The sequence below is a fragment of the Exiguobacterium sp. SH4S7 genome (assembly GCF_004336795.1).
In the GTDB taxonomy this organism is placed as follows: Bacteria; Bacillota; Bacilli; order Exiguobacteriales; family Exiguobacteriaceae; genus Exiguobacterium; species Exiguobacterium aurantiacum_A.
The window spans coordinates 111,253-130,694 of sequence record NZ_SJUT01000003.1 but is presented as its reverse complement, the minus strand read 5'-3'; the positions used below and the strand labels follow the sequence as shown (position 1 = coordinate 130,694).

Sequence of the window (19,442 nt, the reverse complement as noted above, 5' to 3'; positions counted from 1 at the left end):
GCATGCAGACGATTGCGATTGTAGAGGATGAGAAGAAAATTGCACGATTCGTGGCGGCCAATTTATCGTCGCTCGGGTACTCGGTCTATGACTATCCAGACGGTTCCTCTTTTTTGGAGGATGTCGATCGCCGTCAAGTCGATTTAGTACTGCTCGATATTATGATGCCTAATATGGACGGATTTGAAGTGTTACGCCGTCTCCGGACAGTCTCGGACGTTCCGGTCATTTTGTTGACTGCTCGGAGTCAGGCAAAAGATAAGGTGGATGGACTAAATTTAGGAGCGGATGATTATTTAACAAAACCATTTGCGCTTGACGAGCTGTTCGCCCGGGTGAAAGCCGTATTGAGACGGACGAAGGTGAGTGAGGCGCTAGAGAATACGGTCGAGATAAAAGGCTTGGAAATCGATCGTCTGCGCAACCGAGTGTTTCATCAAGGGCAAGAAGTCAAATTGACCCAAAATGAGTTCTCGCTCCTGTCAGAACTCGTAAAGCATTTAGATCAAGTAGTCCAACATCGTGAGCTACTTCAAGCTGTTTGGGGACCGGAATATGGCGGGGAAGTCGAGTATTTGCGTGTCACGATTGGACGCATCCGAAAGAAATTTAAAGCAGCCGGGGCTCTAGAGGCTGCCGATCAACTAAAAACGTATCCCGGTATCGGATACGCGTTACTCTCTTAAGCGCCTTAGGGTGCTTTTTTTTATGGAATTGTTACGGCAAGACCCGTTCTGTTTATGCGTTTCTTATGGGCTGACACGTAAAGTGGGGTTGTAAGCGATACCAAAATACAGAAAGGAAGTAACCCCATGAGTACATCCCCAGTGTCTCAACCTTCGTTTGAAGCGAAGAAGGAACGAATCCCGTATTGGTGGAAAGTCATCGCGGTATTTTTCTTAGGTTGGATGTTTATGTACGCCGACCGAACAATTTTAAACCCGGTCATGCCGAACCTGGCCCAAGAGTTCGGGTTGAACAACGCCCAGCTCGGATTGGTCAACAGTGTATTCTTCCTCACTTATGCCATCGCCCAAATTCCTTCGGGCTCACTTGGTGATAAGTTTGGACGCAAACGAATTTTAGTTCCTGGATTTATTTTGTTCGGACTATTCACCGGGATCACCGGACTGGCTTCGACATTTCTCTTATTCATGATCGCCCGAGCGATCACAGGACTCGGAGAAGGAACGTATTACGGTCCTCAATACGCGTTGTCGTCTGAGGCGATTCCGAAGCAGTTTCTAACGATCGGGACTGCCATCATCAACAGTGGTATGGCGCTCGGTATCTCACTCGGCTATATCTCATCGAGTTATTTGACACTCGAGCTCGGTATGAGCTGGCGAACGCCATTTTACTTCATGACGATCCCGACGATTTTAACAGGGATTTTGATTTGGTACGTCGTCAAAGAGAAGCGACCAGAACGTGTCGCGAACACGGTCGAAAAATCAGATTTCTCAATCATGAGCCTGTTCAAAAACCGTAACTTGCTCGCGACATTTGTCATGGTGTTCTGCTCACTTTATGGATTCTTCATGATTCTCACTTGGCTCCCGCAATACTTACAAGTAGAGCGTGGCTTCCAAGGCAGTGATGTCGGCTTCATCTCGTCACTCGTCCCATGGGCGTCTATTCCGGGGGCACTATTGATCGGTTATCTATCAGACAAGATGGGCAAGAAAAAACCACTCGTATTCGTTCTCGTCCCATTGTCCATCGCCTCCATCTTGGCGGTCGTCTTCGTTGAGAGCACGCCACTGCTCTTCGCGGCGCTCATCCTGTATGGATTGACTGGAAAGTTAGCGCTTGACCCGGTCCTGCTCTCATTCGTGGCGAACAACGCTCCGAAAAAAGTGTACGGAACCGTCTTCGGTGTCTATAACTTTGTCGGGATGACGTCGTCGATTCTGGCGCCTTATCTTACTGGATATTTAGTCGATCAATCGGGATCGATGCAAACCGGATTTTACTTGGCAGCCGTCTTACTCGTCATCGGAATGATCGCCATGTTATTCACAAAAGAAACCGTCAAACCGGCGGAAGCATAAGGAGAGAAACGTATGTTGACAACAATCATTCAAGCGAACACGTATCAAGACTCCGTCACGTTGATGGTGTTATCGAACCACGTCTCGAGTCTCGAAGGCATCAATAAAGTCTCGATCATGATGGGGACACCGGCCAACCTCGACATCTTTAAAAGTACAGGATTCTATACAGAAGAGTTAGAGGCGGCGACGCCACAAGACATGTGTATCGTCGTCGATGCGGAAACCGATCAGACCGAACCACTTTTGAAAGCAATCCATGACTTCCTGAACAACCAAACGAAACAAGCAGGTGCGGATAAGACAGAAGTCCGGTCGTGGAAAGCGGCGCTCGAAGAACTGCCGGGAGCGAACTTGGCGCTGTTGTCGATTCCTGGACAATACGTCGAATACGAGACACGAAAAGCACTGAACCAAGGCTTGAACGTTCATATCTTTAGTGACAATGTCCCTGTCGAAGTGGAACGTGAACTGAAACAGCTCGCCGATGACAAAGGACTGCTAGTCATGGGTCCTGACTGTGGTACCGCATCACTCGCAGGTATTCCGCTCGCCTTCACCAACGTGGTCCGGGAGGGACGTGTCGGAATCGTCGGAGCCTCAGGGACAGGAATTCAAGAAGTGGCAACGTTGATTGATCGTCTCGGTGGCGGGGTCTCCCATGCGATCGGAACGGGCGGACGTGACTTGTCGACCGAAATCGGCGGGATCTCGATGAAAGCCGGCATTCGGGCACTTGCGGAGGACGTGACAACGGACACGATCGTCGTCATCTCAAAACCACCTGCGAAAGAAGTGCGCGAAGAGATTGAGCAGTTGCTTCAACAAGTCAACAAACCGGTCGTGGCCTTCTTCGTCGGGGACCACGGACTCGCGCCTGTCAACCACGTCGTCTATGCGGACACATCGGAAGAAGCGGCATTGCTTGCGCTTGGAAAGTCGACGCAGGAACGGCACCGGACCGATGTCACCTCGAATGGGGCGTCACGAATCATCGGCCTGTTCTCAGGTGGAACGTTGGCCGCGGAGACGGCTGACTTGATGGGCCTCTCGTTCGGCGTGGAGGCAGACCGTGAGCATCGGGACGGCTTCTCGTTTGACTATGACGGGAACGTCGTCATCGATTTAGGGGATGACGTCTACACGCAAGGGAAGCCGCATCCGATGATCGATCCGTCGACACGAATCGACTTCATCAATCGCTATTGTGACACAGATGATTCAATCGTGCTCCTGTTGGATAACGTCCTCGGATATGGTTCGCATGAGAACATGGCCGGTGCACTGCTCCCGACGTTAACTGAACTACAGGCAACTCGTCCGAACGTAGAGGTGATCGTCAACGTTTGTGGTACCGAACAGGATCCACAGCGTTACAGTGCCCAAAAGCAACTCTTTGAAGCAGCTGGTATCCTCGTCGCCGAGAGTAACGTGGCAGCTGTCGAATATGCACTTCGAATGATTGGGAAAGAAGTTCCACAGTTCAAGCAGAAAACAGTTCCATCTGTAGAACCGAGCACACATAAAATTGAGTCGTCAGAAGCAATCCAGCAGTTGCTGCGCGCACCTAAAGTCGTCAACTTAGGACTTCGTTCGTTCGCAGACGCCGTAATTAGCGAAGGTGGTCACAGCGTTCAGTACAACTGGCAACCGACAGCCGGCGGAAAACCACATCTTCAGCGCTTGTTAGCGCTCATGTCTTGAGGAGGAAATAAAATGAGTATCGGAGCGATGATTCAAGAAGCAAATGACAAGGTGATTCAAACGATTATCGGAGGACAACCGTTTTTGACGGACGTCGTCCCAGCTCACACGGTCATTCCAGAATTGAAAGAAAAAGTACTTCTCCATGCTGGCCCACCGATCGCGTACGAAGACATGACGGGGCCGATGAAAGGAGCGGCCATAGGGGCGATCATCTTTGAGCAGTGGACCGACGATTATGAAGAGGCGGAAGCGATGCTCGAGCGCGGAGACGTGACGTTCATCCCGTGTCATCATGTGAAAGCGGTCGGACCGATGGGCGGGATCACGTCTGGACATATGCCGGTCCTCGTTGTCGAAAACCGAAACGGAAGTGCGAAAGCGTACTGCACGATGAACGAAGGAATCGGAAAAGTGATGCGGTTTGGTGCCAACGATGCAGAAGTCATCGCACGCCTCCACTGGATGAAAGACGTTCTGGGGCCGGTCCTCTCACAAACGTTGAAACAAGCAGGAGACGGGATCAACTTGAACGTCATCATCTCGAAAGCCATTACGATGGGGGATGAGTTCCACCAACGAAATATCGCGGCCTCGGTGTTGCTGCTAAAAGAATTGGCACCTTACCTTATGTTGGCGGACGTCGATGAAACGGAACGACGTGACGTCTTGCAGTTCTTGGCCGATACCGATCAGTTCTTTTTAAACGTCATGATGGCGACCGGAAAAGCAATCCTAGACGAGGCTCGACGGCACGAAGCGGGCACGATCGTGACGGCTATGACCCGGAACGGGAAAGATTTTGGAATTCGAATCAGCGGTATGGGGGACGAATGGTTCACGGCACCCGTCAACATGCCAGAAGGCTTGTTCTTCACAGGCTACAGCCAAGACGATGCGAACCCGGACATCGGTGACAGTGCGATTGCGGAAACGTATGGCGTCGGTGGGATGGCGATGGTCGCTGCGCCAGGTGTTACGCGGTTCCTCGGCCGGGCAGGATCGAGCGAAGCGCTCGCGATCAGTGAAGAGATGAACGAAATTTGCGATCGACATAACCCGAACTTGAGTATTCCATCATGGGATTTCCAAGGTGCCTGCGTCGGTATTGATATCCGGAAAGTCGTCGAGACCGGGATCACACCGATCATCAATACAGGAATCGCACACCGGGAGCCAGGTATCGGCCAAGTCGGTGCGGGAACGGTTCGTGCTCCACTGGCCTGCTTCGAGAAGGCGCTCGAAGCATACGCTGAAAAATTAGGACTGGTGCAACACGCATGAGACAAATCGGGGCGGCGTACAGTACGTATGCTGCCTCTCTCCTTCAAGAATTCCCCCAAGCGTTACAAGTCGAGGCCGTCTTTCGAAACGGTTATAACCTGCGAATGGGGGGACACTTGATTTACATCGGTACGACGAAGAACGGACATACGCCTTTTGGAATTCATGTGAAGACGGTCGATCGATTGGAGTGGAGAGTAGGAGATTGTCTATTGGCGGGTATCGGTGCGACGATTCACCACGTACCGAGCGGGATAACGATCTATCCAGACCAGGTGTTGAAAATGAACATGGAACGTATCGAGCCAAAGCGCTATGAACTGGCCTTAAACCTCAGGCAGATGGAGGCACGATTACGCGAACTCGGTCACGACTGGAGTTACGCCTATGAAGAGAGACGAGAACCGCTGTACGAATATTTGACGAACATCGGTCAAGCAGAAGGGAAACGTCTGATCGGCTACGGCAAAGGACTGACGCCGAGTGGCGATGACGTCTTAATTGGCTATATGGCCGTATGTGAGGTATTGGGACGGCCAATGAAGTGGCAGAACGATTACGTGATGACAGCTAAATATCGAACGACACGAAGTTCTGTCGCTTTTTATGAGGCGGCACTGCGGGGAGAGTATACGAGCGAATTAAAAAGGCTGATTACAGTGCTGTTGACCGAATCGTTCTCAAATTGTGAGGTTGAATGGGAACGTCTCATCACGTTTGGGAGTTCATCAGGACAGGATACTGCGCTCGGAATATATTTGGCATTGAAACAAGAAATGGAGGAACTAGACAGATGAAAAAACGAATTGTCATTGCTCTCGGAGGGAATGCGATTTTAACGGACGATGGGACGGCAGAAGCACAACGACACGCCATCATGGAAACGGCGCGTCACATCGCCGACTTGGTCGAGGCAGGACATGAAGTCGTACTCAGTCATGGGAACGGCCCCCAAATCGGTGCGATTTTGATTCAGCAACAAATGGCGAATTCGGAGAAGACGCCGGCGATGGATTTAGGGACGTGCGGAGCGATGTCGCAAGGCATGATCGGATATTGGTTCCAACAGCTATTGAAGAACGAACTCGCCCGTCGAGGCATGGAGCGACAAGTCGTCGCGATGATCACGCAATCGGAAGTCGCCTTATCAGACCCTGCATTCGATCATCCGACAAAGCCGATTGGCCCGTTTTATACTGAGAAGGAAGCAATCGAGATGCGTATGAAAGGCGATGTGATGGTCGAGGATGCGGGACGCGGATATCGAAAAGTCGTCGCCAGTCCGAAGCCGATCCGTATCGTCGAGGCACCGGTCATTCAAGACTTGCTAGATGCAGGCCATCTCGTCATCGCTGCAGGTGGGGGCGGCGTTCCTGTCGTCCGTGAGCAATACACGCTTCGAGGCGTGGAAGCTGTTATCGACAAGGACTTTGCCGCCGCGCAGCTGGCCCGGTCGATTGAAGCAACGCATTTGATGATCATCACGGGAGTATCTAACGTCTACATCCACTTCAATCAACCGAACCAAGAGAAATTGGAGACCGTCTCGACGTCTCGTCTTGAACAGTTGATTGAGGAGAATCATTTTATGGCCGGCAGTATGTTGCCTAAAGTAGAGGCGGCCCTCCAGTTTGTTGAAGTCGATTCGAATCGAGAAGCCGTAATCACAGACGTCGCTTCGTTAAAAGGGGCGATTGCGGAAACAGAAGGGACGCGGATCCGGTACGACATCGCTTCTGCGGATGTTGTCTATTGACCGATTGTATCTATATACGAACAGCCCCTTTCTTTATAACGAATAAAGAAAGGGACTGTTGTTGTGAGATGGGTTGCTCAATTAGGATTGCGTTTTGCGTCCACTCACCGCGACCGTACGATAATCGCGAGAATCAGGTCCGCGCTGATCAGAGACGTCTGTCATACCGAGCGTCTTGGCGGCCGGGATAAATTGCTCCTGGACAATCGCCGCGATGCCGTCCCAGGTCACGTCACCTTTCCCGTCACAGTACGTGATGACGAACGACCCGCCTGGCGTTAAGACGCGTTCAATCTCGGCAAGTACCTTGGACATGTCGTCCCAGAAGTAGAGCGTATGGATGCTGAAGACGTGATTGAAACTTCCTTCCGGAAACGGGAGTGTCTCGAGGTCGCCTTCGACGACCTCGGCTCGCCCTGCTCGTAAGGCCGCTCGATTTCGTTTTGAGGCCGAGCGTACGATGGTCGGGGAACGGTCGAGCCCGGTCACGTGCACCTCATCAAAGCTACGAAGCATTTGCGCGATCGCGTCACCGGCTCCACAACCGAGGTCGAGGATGCGGTCGCCCGGCTGAACCGCCAACTGTTCAATCGTCCAGTCGACTTCGACCCGGTGTTGGCGAACCATCTTCTCGCCGATGTACGTCCCGACGATACCGCGCGGGTTCTCGTATTGGCTGTCGAACCATGCTTGCAGACGTTTCGGGCGCATCGAACCATTCCTTTCTAAATGAAGCAGATGTAAATTGAGTGTAGCACAATGTAAATTTAGAGAGGGGATGAATCTGTGCGCTCATTTTGGATCTTCGGCAATCAACTATCACACGACCTTGAGATGCTCGACCACGTCAAAGCTGACGACGTCATCGTCATGATCGAAGCGACGTCACGGGCGATGTGGCGGAAGTATCATAAACAAAAACTCGTCCTCATCTTCTCGGCGATGCGACACTTCGCCGCTGAGTTACGCGAGCGCGGCTTCACCGTCGACTATCACGAGGCCGACTCGTTCCAAGACGCGTGGGACGATCACTTCAGCCGCTTCAATCCCGATGCGATTCACTACACGGCCGTCACCGATGAGCCGATGGAGCGGAAGCTGAAGCAGTTCGGAGACCAGCACGAGCTCATCGAACATACGGACGTACCGCTCTTCTATTTAACGAAGCAAGAGGCCTTCGACACGCTCGGCAGCGAGCCGTGGCGGATGGACCGGTTTTACCGTCATATGCGCAAACGGTTTGACGTGTTGCTCGAAGACGGGAAAGCAAAAGGCGGCAAATGGTCGTTCGACGCGGACAATCGCCAGCCGCCAAAGTCCGGGCTCACGTTCCCACCGGCCATCCACTTCCGACCTGACGCCATCACGACAGACGTCATCCGAAAAGTCGAGACGACGTTTTCCGACCACCCCGGACAAATCGAACCGTTCGCTTGGCCGGTGACGCGGGACGAGGCAAGGCGAGCACTCAAGCGTTTCGTCGACGAGCGGCTCGAGACGTTCGGTCCGTATCAGGATGCGATGTTGACCGAAAACCCGGAGATGTCGCACAGTCTGTTGTCGGCGGCGATCAATGTCGGACTGCTGACCCCGCACGAAGTCATCGAGGCGGCATGCGCGACCGACGCGCCCCTTGCTTCAGTCGAAGGGTTCGTCCGCCAAATTCTCGGCTGGCGGGAATACATGCGCGCCGTCTATGTGGCGTTGATGCCCGACTATCGAGACGTGAACACGTTCAACCACGAGCGTGACTTACCTGGCTTGTTTTGGGACGCGGACACGGACCTGAACTGTATGCACGAGAGCTTGAAGCCGGTCGTCGAGCGAGCGCACAACCACCACATCCAGCGGCTGATGGTGCTCGGTAACTATGCGACGCTGTTCGAAATCTCGCCGCAACAGACGAGCGACTGGTTCAACGAGATGTATATCGACGCCTACGACTGGGTCGTGTTGCCGAACGTGCTCGGGATGGCGCTCCATGCGGACGGGGGACGTCTTGCGACGAAGCCGTACATCGCCTCGGGCAAATACATCGACCGGATGAGCGACTATTGCAAAGGCTGCAAATATAACCCAAAACAGACGACCGAGGCTGACGCCTGTCCGTTCAACGCCCTGTACTGGAACTTCATCGACAAGCACGAGGAACGCTTCTCGAACAACCAACGTATGAAGATGATGGTCCGCAACTGGCAAGGGCGTGACGACGACGTCAAAGCCGACATCTTGGCGAAGGCGCGACAAACATTGACCGATTCCCCGTGAATCGGTTTTTTTACGTTTCCTTAATGAAATTTTGCAGAGCGTTCACGGACATTTTACAATCGTTCGGTACGATATGACTTGTGAGACCCCTCAATTCAAAGTGAATAGCATTCGGTAGAACATTCGAGAGACCAACAGAAGCCCATACGTCCGTGACGTCATGTTTCTGTTGGTCCTTTTTTCTTAAGAGAGGATGATTCAAGTGAATCCAACAATTCGCACGATTGGACGAGAGAAGATGATCGCATCGATCAAGTCGCCAAAACAGCTCGAGAAGTTCCTGCAATCGGACGTCACGACGACGTTCCTTATGATGGGCACGCTCAGCACGCTCGACCGTTATGTAACCCATTTAAAGCGGGAGAACCGGACCGTGTTCCTGCACGCGGAACGAATCAACGGCATTAGTCTCGATCGGGAAGGCATCGATTATTTGGCGAAACGGGTCGGCGCTGACGGCATCGTTACGACGAAAGCGTCGGTCATCCAACACGCCAAACGGGCTGGCCTGATGACGGTGCAACGTCTGTTCCTCGTCGATTCGGACGCCGTCACATCAGGCATCAAGATGGCGAACGATCAACAGCCGGACGCACTCGAACTCATGCCCGGTCTCATCCCGAGCGTAATCGAACATGTCGCCGGTAGCGTCTCACTCCCAATCGTGACGGGCGGGATGATTCGCAAACCGATCGAAGTCCACCAAGCGTTGTCACATGGGGCGTTCGCCGTCTCGACAGGGGACGAGCGGCTATGGGCGTCACACGCGACGAAGGAGGAAATGGCATGAAGTCGATCCAACTGCAAGACCTCAAAAAATCATACGGGGACACCGAGGTCATCCGCGGCATCGACGTCACGATTGAGCCGGGCGAATTTTTCGCGCTCGTCGGACCGTCGGGTTGCGGCAAGAGCACGATGCTCCGGATGATCGCCGGTCTCGAGTCGATCACGAGCGGGACGCTCCGGATTGACGGCGTCGCTGCGAACGAGCTGAAGCCAAGCGAGCGGCAACTGTCGATGGTATTCCAAAACTATGCGCTCTATCCGCATATGACGGTCGAGAAAAATATTACGTTCGGACTACATACGAAAGGGCTCACGAAGCTCGAACAGCGCGAACGGTGCGATGCGGCGGCCGAGACACTCGGTCTGACCGACTATTTGAAGCGTAAGCCCCGCCAATTATCAGGTGGTCAGCGGCAACGGGTCGCACTGGCCCGGGCTATCGTCACCGAGGCGCCAATCTGCCTCATGGACGAGCCGCTCTCGAACCTTGACGCCAAGCTCCGGGCCAAAATGCGTTCGGAGATCCGCCAACTGCAACGCAAGCTGAATTTGACGATGATTTACGTGACGCACGACCAAGTCGAGGCGATGACGATGGCCGATCGGATGATGTTATTGAACGACGGGGAAGTTCAGCAAGTCGGCAAGCCGCTCGATTTGTACAACAAACCGGCGAATACGTTCGTCGCCTCGTTCATCGGCTCGCCTCCGATGAACTTGACCGAGGTAAAACGGGCGGAGAAAGGCTGGATTGCCGCGGATGGACGTCTCTTCCATCCGAATACGGTGACGAAACACGATGTGGCAACGCTCGGTATTCGGCCGGAACAAATCACACCGGCCGGGGAGACGGTGACGTTTTATGCCGAACTGAAGAACATCGAGGTGCTCGGCACCGAAACGATTCTTGCGTTCGATATGGGCGGGACCGAATGGCTCGCCAAATGGCCTGGACAGTGGCCGCTCTCGATCGGGGAGAAGATCGCTTGTTACGTCGATCCGAAACAAATGTCGCTGTTTGATACGGCCGGCGATCGCATCGAGCCACGGCAACCGAAACTGTTCGAGGCGCTGGAGGTGTTCCAATGACGGTCGCGTTGCCGAAACAGAGAGTCCGGGCACGCCTCTCGGACGCAGCGGCCGGGATCTTATATTTATCGCCCTCGATTGCGCTGTTTGGCATCTTCCTCGTCTATCCGTTGTTCCGGACGATCTACTTGAGCTTTTTTCGGACCGATACGCAAGGGACGCCGCTCAGCTTCGTCGGGGGTGAGCACTACGCGAAACTGTTCACGAGCGCCTCGTTTTGGCAAAGCATCCAAGCGACGGTCGGCTTCGTTCTGTTGACCGTTCCGCTCACAATCATCATCGCGCTAGGGTTAGCGCTGCTCGCTAATGAGAAACTACGCGGTATCGGTTTCTTCCGGACGGCGTTCTCGGCGACGATGGGGATGAGCGTCGCGGCATCATCGGTCATTTGGATGTTTATGTACAATCCGTCGATCGGCATCTTCAACCGTTTCTTAGAAGCGGTCGGGGCGAGTGGGGTACAGTGGCTACTTGACCCGCAGTATGCACTCCTGTCCGTATCGCTCGCGACCGTCTGGATGAACATCGGTTTCACATTTTTGATCATTCTCGGGGGACTGCAAAATATCGACCGGACGCTGTACGAGAGCGCGGACATCGCTGGGACGAGTTACGGGACGCAGCTTCGGTCAATCACGATTCCGATGCTGTCACCGACGCTCTTCTTCGTCGGTATCATTTCGCTCATCAACGCGTTCCAGACGTTCGGACAGATTGATCTACTGACGAAAGGCGGTCCGACGAATTCGACGAACGTCATCGTCTACGCCATCTACAAGGACGCGTTCATCAACTATAACGTCGGTGGGGCGAGCGCCCAGGCGGTGCTCTTGTTCGTCACGGTGCTGCTCTTGACGTGGCTCCAGTTCAAGCTCGTCGAAAGGAAGGTGCATTACCAATGACGCTTCGGAAAGCAGTCACGTATACGCTCCTCGTCTTGAGTACGCTCGTCATGTTGTTCCCAATCGCCTACGCGTTCTCGATCAGTTTGATGGACGGAAGTGAAGTGCTGAAAGGGAACCTCATCCCGCGCGACGTGACGTTCGACAACTATGTCGCCGCGTTCGAGCGCCTGCCGCTGTTGACGTACTTGTGGAACAGCCTCGTCGTCGCACTCCTCGTCATGGTCGGACAAGTCGCCTTGTCGAGCCTTGCCGCGTTCGCATTCGTCTTCATCGACTTCAAGGGGAAAGGGATTATCTTCATGCTCTTCCTAGCGACGATGATGGTGCCGTGGGAAGCGACGATGGTGCCGAACTTCTTGACTATCCAGTCACTCGGTTGGTTGAACTCGGTATGGGGGCTGTCGGTCCCATTCTTCGCGCTCGCGTTCGGGACGTTCCTGCTTCGGCAACAGTTCAAGACAATCCCGCACGAGATGTATGAGGCGTCACAAATCGCGGGGGTCAGCCGCTTCCGTTTCTTTTGGAATATCGTCTTACCGGTCTCGAAGACGCCGCTCGTCACGTTGTCCGTCTACAGTTTTTTGACGACGTGGAACATGTACTTATGGCCGCTCCTCGTCACGAACACGGAGCAGGCGCGCACGGTACAGATCGGGATTAAACAGATGCAGTCAAATGAGGTCGCCTCGGATTGGGGTGTCGTCATGGCGGCGGTCATCATGATCATCATCCCGACGCTGATGCTGTTATTCGCCGGACAAAAACAGTTGCAAGAAGGTTTGACGCAAGGCGCGATTAAATAAAAGGGGGAATATAGGATGAAAAAGAAAGCATTATTCGCAGGGTTGGCCAGTTCGGTATTGTTGCTCGGGGCATGTGGTAGCGAGGAGGCGGAGCCGGCCGCTTCGGCGACGGAGGACGGGAAGACGGAAGTCGTATTTTGGCACGCGATGAGCGGGGACTTAGAGACCGCGCTCAACAACCAAGTCGACGCCTTCAACGAGTCGCAGGAGGAGTATGAAGTAAAACCGGTGTTCCAAGGTACGTATGAAGAAGCGCTCACGAAGTTCAACGCCGTCGCAGGGTCACCGGACGCGCCGGCCATCATGCAGACGTTCGAGGTCGGAACGAAATATATGATCGACACGAACAAGATCACGCCGGTCCAAGAGTTCATCGACAAAGAGGACTTCGACACGAATGTCTGGGAAGAGAACATCTTGAGTTATTACCAAGTCGACGGCAAGCAGTACTCGATGCCGTTCAACTCGTCGACACCGGTACTGATCTACAACAAGGACGCGTTTGAAAAAGCGGGACTCGACCCAGAGAAGGCGCCGCGGACATACGACGAATTGAAGCAAGCGGCGAAGGCGCTCACGACCGACGGGCAGACCGGCTTCACGATGCTCAACTACGGCTGGTTCTTCGAACAGCTCGTCGCCGCACAAGGCGGGTTATATGTCGACAACGATAACGGGCGCAGCGGAGCGCCGACAAAAGCGGTATTTGACGGAGATGAAGGACAGAACGCCTTCAATTTGATCAAAGACATGTACGACGAGAAGACGTTCATGAACGTCGGCCAAAACTGGGACGATATGCGTGCCGCCTTCCAATCAGGGAAAGTCGCGATGTATCTCGACTCGTCAGCCGGCATTCGCACCGTCGCGGACAACGCTGACTTCGAGGTCGGGGCGTCATACTTGCCGGTCCCGAACGAAGCCGAGCGGGAAGGTGTCATCATCGGTGGCGCCTCGCTCTGGATGGGTGACGGCATCGCCGACGAGACGAAACAAGGCGCATGGGAGTTCATGAAGTACGCGGCCTCAAAAGAAGCACAGGCCAAGTGGCACGTCGAGACGGGTTACTTCGCCATCAACCCAGAAGCGTATAACGAACCAATCGTCAAAGAGATGTGGGCCGAGTATCCGCAACTGAAAGTGACGGTCGATCAATTGAGTGAGACGAAAGCTTCGCCGGCAACACAAGGGGCGCTCATCTCGACGTTCCCGCAATCCCGTCAGAGCGTCGTCAACGCGATGGAGAGCCTGTACCAAGGCGTATCGGTCGAGGAGGCGTTGAAGCGAGCAGCTGACGAGACGACTTCCACCTTGGGGCAGTGACATGTTGATTTACGCGCATCGCGGCTATAGCGCCAAGTATCCAGAAAATACGTTGTCGGCGTTTCGAGCGGCGTTACCTTTCACCGACGGGATCGAGCTCGATGTCCAATTGACGCGCGACGGTCGTCTCGTCGGAGACGGTCGACCGGACGACGGACGGGAGTGGATACGTCAAAGATATGACGCTCCGCCAACTTCGTTTGCTCCGCACCGAGAGCGGGGAACGAATCCCGACGCTCGAAGAAGTACTCTTATTGATTGAATCGTCCGATGTCACGCTCAATATCGAACTGAAGACGGATCGATTCGATTATGACGGGATTGAATATCTCACATGGCTCGCTGTCACCGAGTTCAAGCTCGAGCAACGTGTCGTCTTCTCGTCATTCAATCCGGATACGCTCATCCGGTTACGAGATATCGCCCGAGAAGCGAGGATCGCCGTTTTGACCGGGGAGGGACATCCAAAACTGGTCGATTTCGTCGAGCGGATTGGGGCCGAGGCTGTCCATGCTCAACCGGAGTTTATCGGGACGAGAGACTGGATGACGCTTCGGGAACAGAATCGCTTGATTCGACTATATACGATCAACGACCCGAGCGAGCTGCCGGACATGACCGGTGTCGATGCCATCATGACGGATGAGGTCGAGCGATTCCAATCGATGTCGCATCACTGAAGGATACACTTCAGTCGATTTATGAGAAGAGGCCAGCTGGCGCGACGTGTTCGCATCAGCTGGCCTCTTCTCATGGCAATTCTCTAAATTTAGTATCCTGCGTTCAAAGTGGTGAATTCATCTTCTCTCAAAGGTGAATCGCCTTTGGAGTTATGTCCGTAATAGGTGACGACATACTCATTGTCCGGATTGGTTTTGACGAAAAATTCATATTCGACTCTCTTTTCGTCTTCAAATTTCAAACGATATAAGTATCCAAATTGATTAATGCTGAACTCGACGTCATAGGCGTTCTTCTCGATCGAAAAATGGTCATGTAACGTTTCATTCAAAAAAAATTCTCGCTGATATACCTCATGTAGAAGAAAAAGTACTCCTCCCAAAATCAGTAAAGCAAAAGCGATTTGAAACTTGGGCAATGTTTTTTTAGATGTCATCTACATCGGCCTTTCTTAATGAAATCGATTCACTGTTACCGCACGAGGCACGGATAAACATGACAAAGCCCGCTCAATGAGGCGGTCTTTGTCATGTTTTCTTTGGTGAATCGCTAAATGCAAAATACAGACCGACCCCGAGGGCAAGCCCGAGAAGATAGTTGTCGAGAGCAATCGCAAACGTGACGCCGACGCCGAGTGCAAGCGGAAAGGCATAGCTGCCCGTCGTCTGTTTGTTGGACATGGAGAACTCCTCCTTTGCCCAGTTTCTACGAGTGTCGCCTCAAAAAGTTTCAGGCTTTCTTCTTCGTTCCTTTAAAAGCGAAGAACATCGCGATGCCGATGCCGATACCGAGCCACCAATTGTCGAACAACAATCCGAAGATGACGATAAAGGCGACGGCGACCGGTAGTGCTAAATATCCACGTTGTTGTTTCATTTTATTCATCCTTTCCCTACGTCTTTCTTTGACTGTTCCCGGAAGCAGAATAATTCATTCGAAAAGTAACCGTTTTCATAAAAATGGCTCAACAGCAACGTTTGTCTAAAAAATGAACATTGTTATTTTCATGTGAAATAGTGATCAATCACATCTATCCACCCGTAAGAAAGCCTGTTATATTTTAATTGTGATAAACTTCACAATAAGAAATCATACATGGGTCATATTATAGGAGGAAGAAAAGATGATTACATTTTTTATTGCACTAGGATTATTATTGGTCGGGTACCTCGTCTACGGCCGTTACGTCGAGAAGACGTTCGGCATCAAGGAGGAACGGACGACACCCGCCTATGCGTCTCAGGACGGTGTCGACTATGTACCGATGGGGAAAAAACGTAACTCGATGATCCAACTGTTGAACATCGCCGGTGTCGGTCCGATCTTCGGTCCAATCATGGGAGCACTCTACGGTCCGGTCGCATTCCTATGGATCGTCTTCGGGTCAATCTTTGCCGGGGCAGTGCACGACTACTTGACCGGGATGATCTCGCTCCGTAACAACGGCGCACACTTGCCGCAGCTCGCCGAGAAGTTCCTCGGTCGCTCGCTCCGCCACGTCGTCAACGGGTTCGCCCTGTTACTGCTACTGCTTGTCGGGACGGTGTTCGTCACGTCACCGGCCAACATGATCAACAACTTGTTCGACGGTAATGCGTCGACGCTCGCCTGGGTGCTCCTCGCCATCTTCGGCTACTACATTTTGGCGACGCTCTTACCTGTCGATAAGATTATCGGCCGCATCTATCCGTTCTTCGGGGCGCTCCTCATGATCAGCGCCGTCGGGATCGGGGTCAGCCTGTTCGTCCAAGGCTATCAAATCCCAGAGATGACATTGACGAACATGCACCCGGACGGCTTGCCGATCTGGCCCCTCTTGTTCTTCACGATCTCGTGCGGCGCACTCTCAGGATTCCACGCGACGCAGTCGCCAATCATCTCGCGGACGACGATGAAAGAGAGCAATGGTCGCAGCATCTTCTACGGCATGATGATCGTCGAGGCCGTCATCGCCATGATCTGGGCAGCGGCCGCGATGGCCATCTTCGAGCCGGGTGAACTGCTCGCGATGATCAACGCCGGCACACCGGCGCTCGTCGTCCAAGAAGTGGCGACGCCCATGCTCGGCAGCATCGGCGGCACGCTCGCCATCCTCGGCGTCATCGTCTTGCCGATCACGTCAGGTGACACGGCGTTCCGTAGCGCCCGGATGATCATCGCCGACTACATGAAAGTCGCGCAGAAGAAGTTCATGTCGCGCCTTTGGATCGCACTCCCGTTGTTCGCCATCTCGTTCATCTTGACGAAAGTCGACTTCCGTCTCCTCTGGCAATATTTCAACTGGGCCAACCAGACGACGGCGGTCATCGCCTTGTTCGTCGGGGCAACGTACTTGTACATCAAAGGACGCAACTACTGGATCGCGCTCGTCCCGGGGACGTTCATGCTGTATGCGGTCTGGTTCTATATCTTGACGGCGCCGATCGGCTTCAAGATGGACGGAATCATTCCGTACGTCATCGCAACGGTCGGGACGGTGACGTTGTTCGGATTGTTTTTCAAGCACGCCAAAGCGATGCGCGCCCAAGATCTCGAGTGCGACGCACCGGTTCGAAAAGCCGCATAACAAACAGGGCCTGGCATACATTGCCAGGCCCCTTTGTTGATCAGTCATATAAGTAAATCGAGAACGTCGTCCCTTCTCCGTACACGGAGTCGGCGTGGATGCCCCAACCGTGCGCCTCGGCGATCCGTTTGCAGATGCGCAGGCCGAGCCCGGTCCCTTTAATCGGGCGGTGGGAGTCGGAGTCGACCCGGTAGTACTCGTCAAAGATGTACGGGATGGACTCAGGAGGGATACCGATGCCTGGGTCACGCACGGACAAGACGAGCGTCGTATCGTCCATCGAGCCCGTGATCCAGATCGTCCCGCCTCTCGGGGAATACTTGATGGCGTTGCCAATCAAATTATGAAGCAGCTGTAACAACTTCTCCTGGTCGGCCTTGACCGTCGCGTCGCATGTGGATAAGACGACCTGGTGATTGGGGGATGTCGCCTCATAATGGGCGACAATACCTTCAAGAACCGGTTTGAGTGCGAACGTCGACAGCGTCAGCAAGTCCGCGGAGTAGTTGACGCGTTGATAGTCGAGGAAGTTGTCGACGAGCCGTTCGAGCCGCTCCGCTTCTCGCTTCACGAGCGTCAGCATGCCGTGCGTCTTCTCGTTATCGGTATGTTGGTACATGAGCAGTTCGGTGTAGCCGCTGATGGCGGTGAGCGGGGAACGGAACTCATGCGACAGCTCGGCCAAAAATGAATCTTTCTGCTCCTCGAACCGGCGCGCTTCGGTCTCGTCGCGCCAGAGGATGAACACGCCGCGCGGGGTGTGGGTGAAGTTCAAGATGAGTTGCAGCGTCCGGTCGCCGAGTTGGAAGTAGTGGGGTTCCATACTCGGACAGCAGCCGAAGCGATTGTCGAGCAATTCTTCCCAAAAAGACGTCACGGCAACCGGGTCGGCCTCGTTCCGTTCGAACATGTCATGGAAGAAGCGGCTCAAGGTCTCGAAATCGGTGAAGCGCCGCGTCGTCAGCGACGGACAGAAAGCACGGAGCGGTTGGTTCGTATACAGGTGGTTGCGGGTAAAATCGATATAACAGACGGCATCCTGCACTTCCTCGATGAGCGAAGCGATGGGAAAGTGCGGCAAGCGTCGTGTTGAATAGTTCGGGATGGCTCGTTTTGGACGTGTTCGGCCGTGCCTTGCGGATGAACGATAAAATCGGTTTCGGTCCATGCGTCGGCCTCCTCTCTACGATGTCGATTGATTTGTCTCTATTATACGACATTGTGCAGTATTTCCCTATATAGTCCATGGACCTACCTAAAAATGAGAGGAAATTGGGACGGTCGGCACAAATTGTTCAAACACAGATAAGTGAACGTATAAGACAATGGAAAGAGGAGGGATTATTATGAAGCAAGCGATTTTAGTGACTGGTGCGACCGGGAACGTCGGACAATACGTCGTGAAGTATTTAGAAGAACCGGGAGAAGCAGTCGTCGTTGCCGGGAGTAAGTTAGACGAGCTACAGCGGCGCTTCCCGACGGCGGCACGACACGTCGAACTCGATTTTGAAAACCCGGACACGTACGAAGCGGCGCTCGACGGGGTCGATCGCGTCTTTTTGATGCGTCCGCCACAGATCGGGGATGCGGACGTGTTCGTTCCGTTCATTGAGGCGATGGCCGAACGTTCGATTCGACTCGTCGCTTTTCTTTCACTCATGGGCGTCGAGACGAATCCGTTCCCGCCCCACTATAAGATCGAGAAGTATATCGAGCAGTCAGGTGTTCCATCCGTTCATATCCGGCCGGGTTTCTTCATGCAGAACGTGACCGGCGTCCACGCCGAGGAGATCCGTCAAGACGACGAGATCTTCATCCCGGCCGGTAACAGTCAAGTCAGCTTCATCGACGCCGAGGATATCGGCAAGGCGATCGCGTACGTCTTGGCCGACCCGGACTCACATCGCAATACGGCCTATACGCTCACCGGACCCGAGGCGCTCGATTATGTCGACATCGCCAACCAATTGACGATTCTGACCGGGCGGCGCATCACGTACGCCAAGCCGGGCATGCTGCGCTATCGCTCACACTATATTCAGGAACGTGGTCTGGATCCAGCGTATGTGAATGTGACGATGGCGCTCTACCTCATGACACGGCTCGGGACGGCGAAGGCGGTGACGGACGACTTTGAACGGTTGACCGGGGAGAAGCCCCGTTCGTTTGCTGCGTTCGCACGTGATCACGTAGATACGTTCCGGCGCTAAAAAAATACAC

Annotated in this window: 18 protein-coding genes and 1 pseudogene; 15 read left to right on the top strand and 4 right to left on the bottom strand. The window is 53.6% G+C overall.

Features of this window, described 5'->3' with window-relative positions:
* Positions 1 to 2: 2 nt before the first annotated feature.
* The 6 genes from EVJ29_RS07395 to arcC all read left to right on the top strand — a co-directional run bounded on the left by EVJ29_RS07395 (position 3) and on the right by arcC (position 6,798).
* On the top strand, positions 3 to 686 hold the full coding sequence (locus EVJ29_RS07395; RefSeq protein WP_071398332.1) for a response regulator transcription factor: 684 nt from the start codon (positions 3 to 5) through the stop codon (positions 684 to 686).
* Between the two features lie 126 nt (positions 687 to 812).
* Positions 813 to 2,054: an MFS transporter gene (locus EVJ29_RS07390; RefSeq protein ID WP_051121426.1), complete on the top strand. Its 1,242-nt coding sequence runs from the start codon at positions 813 to 815 to the stop codon at positions 2,052 to 2,054.
* Between the two features lie 12 nt (positions 2,055 to 2,066).
* Positions 2,067 to 3,758 carry an acyl-CoA synthetase FdrA gene (gene fdrA / locus EVJ29_RS15480; RefSeq protein ID WP_201738998.1) on the top strand — a complete coding sequence of 564 codons (1,692 nt, stop codon included), beginning with the start codon at positions 2,067 to 2,069 and terminating at the stop codon, positions 3,756 to 3,758.
* A gap of 12 nt (positions 3,759 to 3,770) precedes the next feature.
* Positions 3,771 to 5,042: a DUF1116 domain-containing protein gene (locus tag EVJ29_RS15475; protein WP_236633435.1), complete on the top strand. Its 1,272-nt coding sequence runs from the start codon at positions 3,771 to 3,773 to the stop codon at positions 5,040 to 5,042.
* Positions 5,039 to 5,839, top strand: a complete 801-nt coding sequence (locus EVJ29_RS07380) for a DUF2877 domain-containing protein (RefSeq protein WP_071398328.1) — start codon at positions 5,039 to 5,041, stop codon at positions 5,837 to 5,839. The genes EVJ29_RS15475 and EVJ29_RS07380 overlap by 4 nt, the downstream gene beginning before the upstream one ends.
* Positions 5,836 to 6,798: a carbamate kinase gene (arcC, locus tag EVJ29_RS07375; RefSeq protein ID WP_131504930.1), complete on the top strand. Its 963-nt coding sequence runs from the start codon at positions 5,836 to 5,838 to the stop codon at positions 6,796 to 6,798. The genes EVJ29_RS07380 and arcC overlap by 4 nt, the downstream gene beginning before the upstream one ends.
* Before the next feature lie 81 nt (positions 6,799 to 6,879).
* Here arcC and EVJ29_RS07370 read toward each other — a convergent pair whose 3' ends face one another.
* Entirely contained in the window at positions 6,880 to 7,509 is a 630-nt protein-coding gene (locus EVJ29_RS07370; protein WP_131504929.1) for a class I SAM-dependent methyltransferase, read from the bottom strand.
* A gap of 75 nt (positions 7,510 to 7,584) precedes the next feature.
* Here EVJ29_RS07370 and EVJ29_RS07365 point away from each other — a divergent pair, with 75 nt between their 5' ends.
* The 7 genes and pseudogenes from EVJ29_RS07365 to EVJ29_RS07330 all read left to right on the top strand — a co-directional run bounded on the left by EVJ29_RS07365 (position 7,585) and on the right by EVJ29_RS07330 (position 14,655).
* Positions 7,585 to 9,066 carry a cryptochrome/photolyase family protein gene (locus tag EVJ29_RS07365; RefSeq protein WP_131504928.1) on the top strand — a complete coding sequence of 494 codons (1,482 nt, stop codon included), beginning with the start codon at positions 7,585 to 7,587 and terminating at the stop codon, positions 9,064 to 9,066.
* A gap of 202 nt (positions 9,067 to 9,268) precedes the next feature.
* A complete protein-coding gene (locus EVJ29_RS07360; protein ID WP_236633434.1) occupies positions 9,269 to 9,856 on the top strand; it encodes a glycerol-3-phosphate responsive antiterminator in 588 nt (195 codons plus the stop codon).
* Entirely contained in the window at positions 9,853 to 10,944 is a 1,092-nt protein-coding gene (locus EVJ29_RS07355) for an ABC transporter ATP-binding protein (protein WP_131504926.1), read from the top strand. Before EVJ29_RS07360 ends, EVJ29_RS07355 begins: the two co-directional genes overlap by 4 nt.
* Complete coding sequence (locus tag EVJ29_RS07350) at positions 10,941 to 11,846, top strand: carbohydrate ABC transporter permease (protein WP_070328148.1); 906 nt, start codon at positions 10,941 to 10,943, stop codon at positions 11,844 to 11,846. The genes EVJ29_RS07355 and EVJ29_RS07350 overlap by 4 nt, the downstream gene beginning before the upstream one ends.
* A complete protein-coding gene (locus tag EVJ29_RS07345) occupies positions 11,843 to 12,652 on the top strand; it encodes a carbohydrate ABC transporter permease (protein WP_131443566.1) in 810 nt (269 codons plus the stop codon). Before EVJ29_RS07350 ends, EVJ29_RS07345 begins: the two co-directional genes overlap by 4 nt.
* 15 nt (positions 12,653 to 12,667) lie before the next feature.
* Entirely contained in the window at positions 12,668 to 13,975 is a 1,308-nt protein-coding gene (locus EVJ29_RS07340) for an ABC transporter substrate-binding protein (RefSeq protein WP_131504925.1), read from the top strand.
* Position 13,976: 1 nt separating this feature from the next.
* Positions 13,977 to 14,655: pseudogene (locus EVJ29_RS07330) on the top strand (glycerophosphodiester phosphodiesterase).
* A 528-nt stretch (positions 14,656 to 15,183) separates the two neighbouring features.
* Here EVJ29_RS07330 and EVJ29_RS15410 read toward each other — a convergent pair.
* On the bottom strand, positions 15,184 to 15,336 hold the full coding sequence (locus EVJ29_RS15410; protein WP_161567338.1) for a hypothetical protein: 153 nt from the start codon (positions 15,334 to 15,336) through the stop codon (positions 15,184 to 15,186).
* A 49-nt stretch (positions 15,337 to 15,385) separates the two neighbouring features.
* A complete protein-coding gene (locus EVJ29_RS15470) occupies positions 15,386 to 15,532 on the bottom strand; it encodes a hypothetical protein (RefSeq protein WP_201739005.1) in 147 nt (48 codons plus the stop codon).
* Positions 15,533 to 15,779: 247 nt separating this feature from the next.
* Here EVJ29_RS15470 and EVJ29_RS07325 point away from each other — a divergent pair, with 247 nt between their 5' ends.
* Positions 15,780 to 17,222, top strand: coding sequence for a carbon starvation CstA family protein (locus EVJ29_RS07325; RefSeq protein WP_131504922.1), 1,443 nt, complete (start codon positions 15,780 to 15,782; stop codon positions 17,220 to 17,222).
* 40 nt (positions 17,223 to 17,262) lie between these two features.
* Here the strand turns inward: EVJ29_RS07325 and EVJ29_RS07320 are convergent, their stop codons facing one another.
* Entirely contained in the window at positions 17,263 to 18,390 is a 1,128-nt protein-coding gene (locus tag EVJ29_RS07320) for a sensor histidine kinase (protein ID WP_236633433.1), read from the bottom strand.
* Between the two features lie 178 nt (positions 18,391 to 18,568).
* Between EVJ29_RS07320 and EVJ29_RS07315 the strand changes: the two genes are divergently transcribed.
* A complete protein-coding gene (locus EVJ29_RS07315) occupies positions 18,569 to 19,432 on the top strand; it encodes an SDR family oxidoreductase (protein WP_236633432.1) in 864 nt (287 codons plus the stop codon).
* Positions 19,433 to 19,442 lie beyond the last annotated feature (10 nt).

What these genes read in the sequence shown, in the direction of transcription:
- EVJ29_RS07355 (WP_131504926.1), top strand. Translation starts at nt 9,853, where the DNA reads ATGAAGTCGATCCAACTGCAAGACCTCAAAAAATCATACGGGGACACC.
- EVJ29_RS15410 (WP_161567338.1), bottom strand. Translation starts at nt 15,336, where the DNA reads ATGTCCAACAAACAGACGACGGGCAGCTATGCCTTTCCGCTTGCACTC.
- EVJ29_RS07395 (WP_071398332.1), top strand. Translation starts at nt 3, where the DNA reads ATGCAGACGATTGCGATTGTAGAGGATGAGAAGAAAATTGCACGATTC.
- EVJ29_RS15470 (WP_201739005.1), bottom strand. Translation starts at nt 15,532, where the DNA reads ATGAAACAACAACGTGGATATTTAGCACTACCGGTCGCCGTCGCCTTT.
- EVJ29_RS07315 (WP_236633432.1), top strand. Translation starts at nt 18,569, where the DNA reads ATGAAGCAAGCGATTTTAGTGACTGGTGCGACCGGGAACGTCGGACAA.
- EVJ29_RS07320 (WP_236633433.1), bottom strand. Translation starts at nt 18,390, where the DNA reads ATGGACCGAAACCGATTTTATCGTTCATCCGCAAGGCACGGCCGAACA.
- EVJ29_RS07380 (WP_071398328.1), top strand. Translation starts at nt 5,039, where the DNA reads ATGAGACAAATCGGGGCGGCGTACAGTACGTATGCTGCCTCTCTCCTT.
- EVJ29_RS07370 (WP_131504929.1), bottom strand. Translation starts at nt 7,509, where the DNA reads ATGCGCCCGAAACGTCTGCAAGCATGGTTCGACAGCCAATACGAGAAC.
- EVJ29_RS07390 (WP_051121426.1), top strand. Translation starts at nt 813, where the DNA reads ATGAGTACATCCCCAGTGTCTCAACCTTCGTTTGAAGCGAAGAAGGAA.
- arcC (WP_131504930.1), top strand. Translation starts at nt 5,836, where the DNA reads ATGAAAAAACGAATTGTCATTGCTCTCGGAGGGAATGCGATTTTAACG.
- fdrA (WP_201738998.1), top strand. Translation starts at nt 2,067, where the DNA reads ATGTTGACAACAATCATTCAAGCGAACACGTATCAAGACTCCGTCACG.
- EVJ29_RS07345 (WP_131443566.1), top strand. Translation starts at nt 11,843, where the DNA reads ATGACGCTTCGGAAAGCAGTCACGTATACGCTCCTCGTCTTGAGTACG.
- EVJ29_RS07350 (WP_070328148.1), top strand. Translation starts at nt 10,941, where the DNA reads ATGACGGTCGCGTTGCCGAAACAGAGAGTCCGGGCACGCCTCTCGGAC.
- EVJ29_RS07325 (WP_131504922.1), top strand. Translation starts at nt 15,780, where the DNA reads ATGATTACATTTTTTATTGCACTAGGATTATTATTGGTCGGGTACCTC.
- EVJ29_RS15475 (WP_236633435.1), top strand. Translation starts at nt 3,771, where the DNA reads ATGAGTATCGGAGCGATGATTCAAGAAGCAAATGACAAGGTGATTCAA.
- EVJ29_RS07340 (WP_131504925.1), top strand. Translation starts at nt 12,668, where the DNA reads ATGAAAAAGAAAGCATTATTCGCAGGGTTGGCCAGTTCGGTATTGTTG.